This is a genomic window from Paenibacillus alba, from assembly GCF_013204855.1.
In the GTDB taxonomy this organism is placed as follows: Bacteria; Bacillota; Bacilli; order Paenibacillales; family NBRC-103111; genus Paenibacillus_E; species Paenibacillus_E alba.
The window spans coordinates 36,453-44,084 of sequence record NZ_JABMKZ010000053.1 but is presented as its reverse complement, the minus strand read 5'-3'; the positions used below and the strand labels follow the sequence as shown (position 1 = coordinate 44,084).

Below are 7,632 nucleotides of genomic sequence, written 5' to 3'. Positions count from 1 at the left end.
CTACCTTGATCCGTTGCTCATCATAAAGGATATTGCTTTTCATACATCTCATTCCCCCTCACCAATATTGTACCTTATTGCATATTGATGACTCCAATCTAATTAGGGGGCTTCAGAGAAAGGATGTAAAAATGAAAAATTCCTGCACATTTGCAGGCTTTTTCATTTTTCACGCCATTTCATTGAAAAAGCCTGCATTTTCGCAGGTTTTCATAGGCTCTCAGCATCCGGGAAAACAGCTGTGCTAAGCTTTGCTTCGTGCCGTCCATCTCCCAGACCTTGAGCAAAATTCCTGCGATTATGCATCTTTTTGCGCTTGGTTTAACCCAAAATCGGTGAATTCCTGCAAAAATGCATCTTTTTGTAGCGATTTCTGGAGTAAAGGATGAAAAAATGAAAAATTCCTGCACATTTGCAGGCTTTTTCATTTTTCACGCGATTTCGTTGAAAAAGCCTGCATTTTCGCAGGTTTTCTGGCACGGTGCCACCGTGCCACTATGCCTCGCGCCACCGTGCCTGACACTGTAGCCAAAAACACACGTTAAAAGACGCTGCTGGACAACGATAGTGTGCGAGCGACGCAATAATATCAAACTAGGTAGGGACGTGGATGGTATTCCATTTGCCGAGGTACTCCCCCTATCGCCAATGTTCTACAGAGACGCGACATAAAATACCGATTGATTTTTCCAAAGACGTTGCTTAAAATTTGTGAAACAACATGAATTCACAATAATCAACATTATGAAAGAACAATAAACATTTTAGGGGGAGTGAAGCTGACATGCCGCTTGTTTCTAATCCTGCAATTTGGCATATTGATTATTGGGAGTTAACGTTTCGTTTGGTTCTTGCGCTGGTTTTGGGCGGGTTAGTTGGATTTGAGAGGGAAATGGGAGGACATTCGGCAGGGTTTCGCACTCATATTCTCGTATGCATCGGTTCGACCATGATTGTCCTGTTATCGATGTACGGCTTCGCTGAATTTGCGAACGAACCCAATGTGAGATTGGACCCTGCTCGTCTCGCGGCCCAAGTCATCAGCGGAATCGGTTTCCTCGGTGCGGGGACGATTATGAGAAATGGCTTTTCCGTATCGGGCTTGACGACGGCGGCTTCGCTTTGGGTTGTTGCGGCTATTGGTTTGTCTGTCGGGGCTGGTTTTTATTTCGGCGCTTCTGTTGCGACGGCGCTTGTTGTGATTTGCTTGTTTTTTCTAAACAAGCTGGAGTCGGTTTTCTCGAAATCGAAAACAAGCCGTGAAATTTTATTGAATATTGAGCAAAAGACAGCCCGGCTTCATCACATCATTGATCAAATGAATGGTTATGGCATTCGGATTCACAAAATCGTCGTTGAAAATGAAAACAATCCTACTAGCGAAGAATATGTTCAGTTGGTTAAAATCCGCATGCAAATTAAAATAAAGCAGCCAAAACGTTTCGAAGAAGCCTTGATGTTTCTAACTTCACTCGAGGGTGTTCAAGGCTTGGAAACGGTCTCATTTGCCTCATAGCCTTCCGTTTTTTGCTGCTTCTGCAAATTCTATAATTTTCCTGGTAAATCCGTTATAATAAACTTGGCATACTTGGTTTTTTTAATTTAATTGATGGTGGTGTTTGCTTTGTCGCTTCTTGCCCAGGAAAGAAAAGAATTGATCCTGCAGGTTTTATTTCGCGAAGGTAAAGTAAAAGTTCTTCCAATGGCTGAACAGCTGGGCGTTTCCTCGGAAACGATTCGCCGCGATCTGGATATTTTGGAATCGGAAGGCAAGCTGAGTCGGGTATACGGCGGGGCCGTACGTTCTGGCTATGAGCATGGAGAACCTCCTTATCAGCAAAGAACACAATTATATACCGACGCCAAAAAGAAAATCGGTGTACGGGCTGCCGAGTTGATCGAAAATGGCGATACGATCGCGCTGGACGTCGGGACAACGGTATTAGAAGTAGCAAAAGCTTTAACAGGCAAGCGGAACTTGACGATTCTTACTCATTCCTTATCCATCGCTTCTTATTTATCGGAAGCACTTAACAATCATCTTTTCTCGGGAAAAGTATTCATGCTGGGGGGGCAGTTGAATCCTGAACAGCAATCGGTTACAGGCCCTTTGTGCGAGCAAATGATGGGGAATTTCTTCCTGAACAAAGCCTTTCTGTCGGTAGGGGGGCTGTCGCTCTCCGGCGGTATTACCGATTACGACATGAATGAAGCTTATATCTCCAAACAGTTCGCCAAATCGGCGCAGGAAGTTATTGTACTTGCCGATCAATCGAAAATCGGCGTTCAAGCATTTTCCCTAATCGCCCCCTTGGAAGACGTGGATATCATCGTATCTGACCAACCGTATCCGAAGGATTGGAAAGATATCATGGAGCAGAAGGGTGTGCACTGGATTGTCAGCGAAGCATGAAAAAAGGTTCGGCCGATAACTCATCTGGCTGAACCTTTTTTGTGTGTTATGCAGCTTTGGCTGAACTATATGGTCTGGATAGTAGCGGGGAGCTCGGAAATACATCTAATTTCAAAAGTAGGCTTGCGATCTGCCGGCGCTTCTGCATGATGATGATTGATCCAAACCGTCGACATGCCGACACTTTGGGCTCCGAGGATATCCGTATTTAGATTGTCGCCGATCATGATCGTTTCTTGAGGGGTTAGGCCAAGCAGTTTCAAGGCATGTTCGAATATAGATGAGTCAGGCTTTCCAACGCCGAACGTACCCGAGATGATAATGTGATCAAAATAGTCGGATAAGCCTGGGATGCTGTCTATTTTTTCTTGCTGCAAATCGGGCGAGCCATTCGTCATCATGACCAGCGAGTAGCGGCTGCGCAATACATGTAATACCTCTAGGGTATCCGCGTATACGAGTGGCCTCTTCCTTCTTTCCGCAGCAAACATTCGTGCCAAACGCACATCGAGGCCAGGGTGTTCAATTCCTGCTTGCTGCAAACTTAGAAACCAGGTCTCTCTTTGGTATTCCGGGGCCATTTCGCTTAATTTTTTCAAGGGAGCCGTATGCTGCGCAGTAAAGTTGCCCCAAAGTGCTTCAAGATCAGTGACCTCAATCATGTCCGCCCAGGCAAAAATATCAGATTGCTCGAATAATTGCTTCGCCGTTTGGCGAACGATGTGTTCAAAGTGTTCAGCGCTGACACCTGTTTCTTGTTCAACTACCCCACAGGTTGCTTGAAACGCCTCATCAATGCTTCGTTCATCCCAAAGCAAGGTATTATCGAGATCAAAAATAATTGATTTCAAGGTACTCACGTCATCATTCCTTTCTTGCCATTACTTTCAATTTACAACACGATATCGTAATAATCAACAACAAAATAAAAGAAGATTAAAGAAGAATAAACAATTAATTTGTTTCTAGCATCCTTCAATGAGAGTTTGATTCTTTCATGAAAATAAGCTTTGACAGCATGTCTGGACTTTGTTTTTGCATTTTAGAGGTTGACAATTCAACGAAATTTAAAATATGATTAAACCACATTATAATGAATAAACGGTCAACAAACAACAATTACAAAGGGGATGCAACATGCCTGCTCAACTAACTTTTTGCGAGGATCGTACCTTTACGATTGCCCAATTTACAGACATCCATTGGAAAGAGGGTGGAAATGAAGACCAGCTGTCAAGGAAGCTGATGGAACAAGTGCTGGATGCAGAACGTCCGGATCTTGTCGTGTTCACGGGCGATGTGATTTATACAGGATATATCAAGCCAGGAGATTCTGCCTGCGAAGAGCCTGCTAAGGCGTTTCGAGAGGCTGTTCAGGCTGTGGAATCACGCGGCATCAAATGGGCTGTTGTTTTTGGCAATCATGATACAGAAAGCCGCATAACCAGAGAACAGCTCATGGAAGTTGTATGTGAGCATAACCATACTGTTGCTCAAGCGGGACTAGAGGAGCTTCATGGTGTAGGCAATTATTCGATTCAAGTGAAGAATAGCCAGGGTGAGACTGGTGCTGTGATGTATTTCTTTGATTCAGGCAATTTATCTCCGTATCCTCATATTGGCGGGTATGACTGGATTCAGCGGGATCAAATCCACTGGTATACAGAAGAATCCCTGAGAATTATGCCGCAGGACCGCTCAGCTTCTGTGCCTGCGTTGGCGTTTTTTCATATTCCACTTCCGGAATACAAGGAAGTATGGGAAAGCCAAACGTGCTATGGCAATAAGTTTGAGCCTGTATGCTGCGCCAAGGTGAATGCGGGCATGTTCGCAGCTATGCTGGAAATGGGCGATGTCGTGGGGACGTTTGCCGGACATGATCATGTGAATGATTACTGGGGAAATCTTCACGGCATTCGCCTCTGTTATGGCAGAGCGACGGGGTATAACACGTATGGCCAAGAGGGTTTTGCCAGAGGTGCGAGACTGATTCGTTTGACAGAAGGACAACGCGAGTTTGAAACTTGGCTGCGCTTGGCGGATGGCAGCGTCATTGAACAGCAGCCGGAGCATGTACACGGCAGTTAGTAGGCAAAGATCAGCATTTAAATCATTTCAGGGAGTTATGACCAAAATACGGGAGATTTGCTCCAATAAATGCGTGAAAGCTTGGCCGAAAGAGAGGATTTAAACCCAGTGGCCGCTTGTTGGCTTTGCGGGTATACGAGAGTAGTGATGACTATAACGCAGTGGGTTTATGAGAATGGTGATGGCTTGTGAACGCTGCTGGTATATGAAGACTGCGACGGTGATTGGAGAAAACCTGCAAAAGTGCATGCTTTTACGGCTCGATAGCTCCAAAACTTCGATATTCCTGCGATTATACAGGCTTTTGAGACTGTTTTGGGATTTCGGGACGAATTGGCTGGAAAAGCCTGCACTTTAGCAGGCTTTTCCTCTTTCTAGGTAATTTCATTGAAAAAGCCTGCATTTTCGCAGGCTTTCAAAACCGATGAGCGGCAGCGCGCCTGTTATATGGGCAAACGACAGGAAACCTATCTCCTGACTGTTTAAACAAACTTCGAAAATCTCGAAAAACGCTCAAACAGGTGCTGGAAACCCATAAACAAGCGGAAACCCCAGACAGACTCCCGCCAAAGTCTCCAAAAGCCCACTAACATGCCATCAAGACACTATCGAGATTCTACTAAAACCCGCCAACCCCAAGCAACAGTCAGCCAACAGCCAACTAATATCCGCAACCCCAGCCAACAGTCCGCTAACAACCAACAAATATCCGCAAGCCCAGCCAACAGTCAGGCAACAGCCAACGAATATCCGCAAACCCCAAGCAACCGCCCGCCACCAGCCAACAAATATCCATCAACCCCAACCAACAGTCAGCTAATAGTCAACGAATATGTGGCAACCCCAACCAACAGTCCGCCAACAGCCGAATATCCGCCAAACCCCAAGCAACCGTCCGCCACCAGCCAACAAATATCCATCAACCCCAAGCAACCGTCCGCCAACAGCCAACAAATATCCATCAACCCCAAGCAACCGTCCGCCAACAGCCAACAAATATCCATCAACCCCAAGCAACCGTCCGCTAACAGCCAACGAATATGCGGCAACCCCAACCAACCGTCCGTTCAACAGTCAACGAATATCCGAGCACCCCAACCAACAGTCCTCCAGTAACCAACTATCCGCCAACCCCCAACCAACTAGAAACTCCTTCCGAAGACAAGACTCCCTTCACAACGTCTCGTATTTCTTCCTGTACTGAGTGAGCGCAATAAGCGGCCAAATGTGGCGGTAGCTGTGATAATGCGTATAGACGCTGCCGGGTAATCCGGCTCCGGTTGGATAGCGAGTGGTCCAGTCATCCTTGTGCAGCTGGTGAAGCAATTGCTCAAGGCCGCGTTCCATGGCTGGCAGGGGTTTTGGATGTACAGCCGTGAGGGCATCCAGCGCCCAAGCGGTTTGGGAAGGCGTGCTGGCGCCGAGCGGAACATAGCGCTCTAGACAATCGCTGCTGCAGGATTCGCCCCAGCCACCGTCATCATTCTGGATGCTGAGCAGCCAGTCGACGGCTTTCCTCACTGCTGGCAGCTCGGGGTCTGCTTTGACGGCCATTAAGCCGGTTAATGCTGACCATGTGCCATAAATGTAGCAAATTCCCCAGCGGCCGAACCAAGAACCATCTGCTTCCTGGTTCTCCAGCAGCCAATCTGTTCCTCTGCGTATGAATCGGTGCCGCATGTCAAGACCGGCCGTCGCGCCGAGAAATTCCAACGTTCTTCCCGTCAAATCGGCGGTCGACGGATCAATAGCTGCCGCGGAGGCGCCGTCAACAGGCAGCTTGGCGAGCAGCTTATTGGTGATGCCTTTCTCAAATGCCGGCCAGCCTCCATCTCTATTCTGCATGGACAATACCCAGTTCAAGCCGCGGTTCCAGGCATCTTGGTAGGTAGGCTCATGGAGCACTGTACCGTGAATAGCCCGCAAAGCAGCAGTCGTGTCATCGACGTCTGGATTGATCGTATTAGACTCGGAGAACCCCCAGCCGCCCGGAACCGTGTACGGTGCATGGATGCTCCAGTCTCCCTTTTTTGTATGCTGCCTATGACGCAGGTAATGGACCGATTGGCGGATAGCAGCATGGTTGGGCGAAGTACCAGCCTGCTGCAAGGCATAGGAAAGCAAGGCGGTATCCCAGATGGTCGAAGGCGAATTCTGAAGGTGAACTTCTGTGATGGTATGTGCATCGGAATACCACATCATCGACAAAAGTCCGCGCAGGGCGGCTGTCATAACGGGATGATGCTTGTCGTAGCCAAGCATGGCGAGTGCCATCATCATCAGCAGGGTGCTGCTCGCATAGCTGAACAGTGTTCCATTTGATTCAATACGCTCAAGCATATATTGTTCGGCGTACTTAACAGCCTGCTTATGAAGTTGTCCGGGCAGGCTGGCTAAATGCTTGATTCCGTTGTGAATTTCATCGAAAAGCCGGTACAGTTCAGGTGTCGTCTCCTTGTTCTCCTTCATAGGATGATGCCTTGAGGGAGAACCTGTGTAGTTATTGGATAAGTTCGATAAATCGGGTGTAGCTTTCGTCCTCAACGGGGATTGGAGACTCACCATGAGCAAGATAGGCACAAAGTGAATGCGAGCATAATTAGAGAAATCAAAGAAGCTAATGGGCGAGGAGGCTGGCAATAAAAGAAACTCCAGAGGAATCCTGAGCGTAGCCGGCCATGGGGACTGTCCCGTAGCTGCCAAAAAAGCTTGTGTCAGCAAGTTCTTCACTTGGCCAAGCCCGCCCTTGGATCTGATAAACTGTGCCGCTTTCTCCATGGTTTCGTCTGTTTTTGAGCTATAACCGGCAAACAGCAGCGCGTAGTAGGCATACACAGTGGTATCAAGATTGCCATCTTCTTCGTCGGCATAAACCTTCCAAGCGCCATTCTTCTCCTGCTTGCTGATAATCCTTGCGTGCAATTGTTGGATCAGCTCTTCATGCGGAAGCTCCAACGTGCGGAGCACAATAATTAGATAAGCATCGGTCAAAATGCCATTTTCGAAGCAAAATCGCCAACTGCCGTCATCCCGCTGCATACCCGAAAGCATCTCGGTCATACGGTGAATTTCCTCATTCACTTGAGCCCAAACAGGCATGAACGTTCCTCCTGCCATTTCCGAACGGATTT

Annotated in this window: 6 protein-coding genes; 3 read left to right on the top strand and 3 right to left on the bottom strand. The window is 47.5% G+C overall.

All coding sequences use genetic code 11. The annotated features are described in order from the left end of the window. Positions 1–784 precede the first annotated feature (784 nt). Together HQN90_RS35125 and HQN90_RS35120 are read left to right on the top strand one after the other, a co-directional pair. Positions 785–1,516, top strand: coding sequence for an MgtC/SapB family protein (locus tag HQN90_RS35125; protein ID WP_173227493.1), 732 nt, complete (start codon positions 785–787; stop codon positions 1,514–1,516). Between the two features lie 108 nt (positions 1,517–1,624). Next, the gene (locus HQN90_RS35120; RefSeq protein ID WP_173227492.1) at positions 1,625–2,413 is read left to right on the top strand and encodes a DeoR/GlpR family DNA-binding transcription regulator; all 789 of its coding nucleotides are present in this window, start codon (positions 1,625–1,627) and stop codon (positions 2,411–2,413) included. Between the two features lie 65 nt (positions 2,414–2,478). On the opposite strand, the gene HQN90_RS35115 is transcribed toward HQN90_RS35120, so the two are convergent. After that, positions 2,479–3,273 carry an HAD family hydrolase gene (locus HQN90_RS35115; RefSeq protein WP_338042428.1) on the bottom strand — a complete coding sequence of 265 codons (795 nt, stop codon included), beginning with the start codon at positions 3,271–3,273 and terminating at the stop codon, positions 2,479–2,481. Between the two features lie 277 nt (positions 3,274–3,550). Here HQN90_RS35115 and HQN90_RS35110 point away from each other — a divergent pair, with 277 nt between their 5' ends. Further along, positions 3,551–4,501: a metallophosphoesterase family protein gene (locus HQN90_RS35110; RefSeq protein ID WP_173227491.1), complete on the top strand. Its 951-nt coding sequence runs from the start codon at positions 3,551–3,553 to the stop codon at positions 4,499–4,501. Between the two features lie 816 nt (positions 4,502–5,317). Here HQN90_RS35110 and HQN90_RS35105 read toward each other — a convergent pair. Together HQN90_RS35105 and shc are read right to left on the bottom strand one after the other, a co-directional pair. After that, positions 5,318–5,572 carry a hypothetical protein gene (locus HQN90_RS35105; protein WP_173227490.1) on the bottom strand — a complete coding sequence of 85 codons (255 nt, stop codon included), beginning with the start codon at positions 5,570–5,572 and terminating at the stop codon, positions 5,318–5,320. 102 nt (positions 5,573–5,674) lie between these two features. After that, entirely contained in the window at positions 5,675–7,600 is a 1,926-nt protein-coding gene (shc, locus tag HQN90_RS35100; RefSeq protein ID WP_173227489.1) for a squalene--hopene cyclase, read from the bottom strand. Between the last annotated feature and the right edge of the window lie 32 nt (positions 7,601–7,632).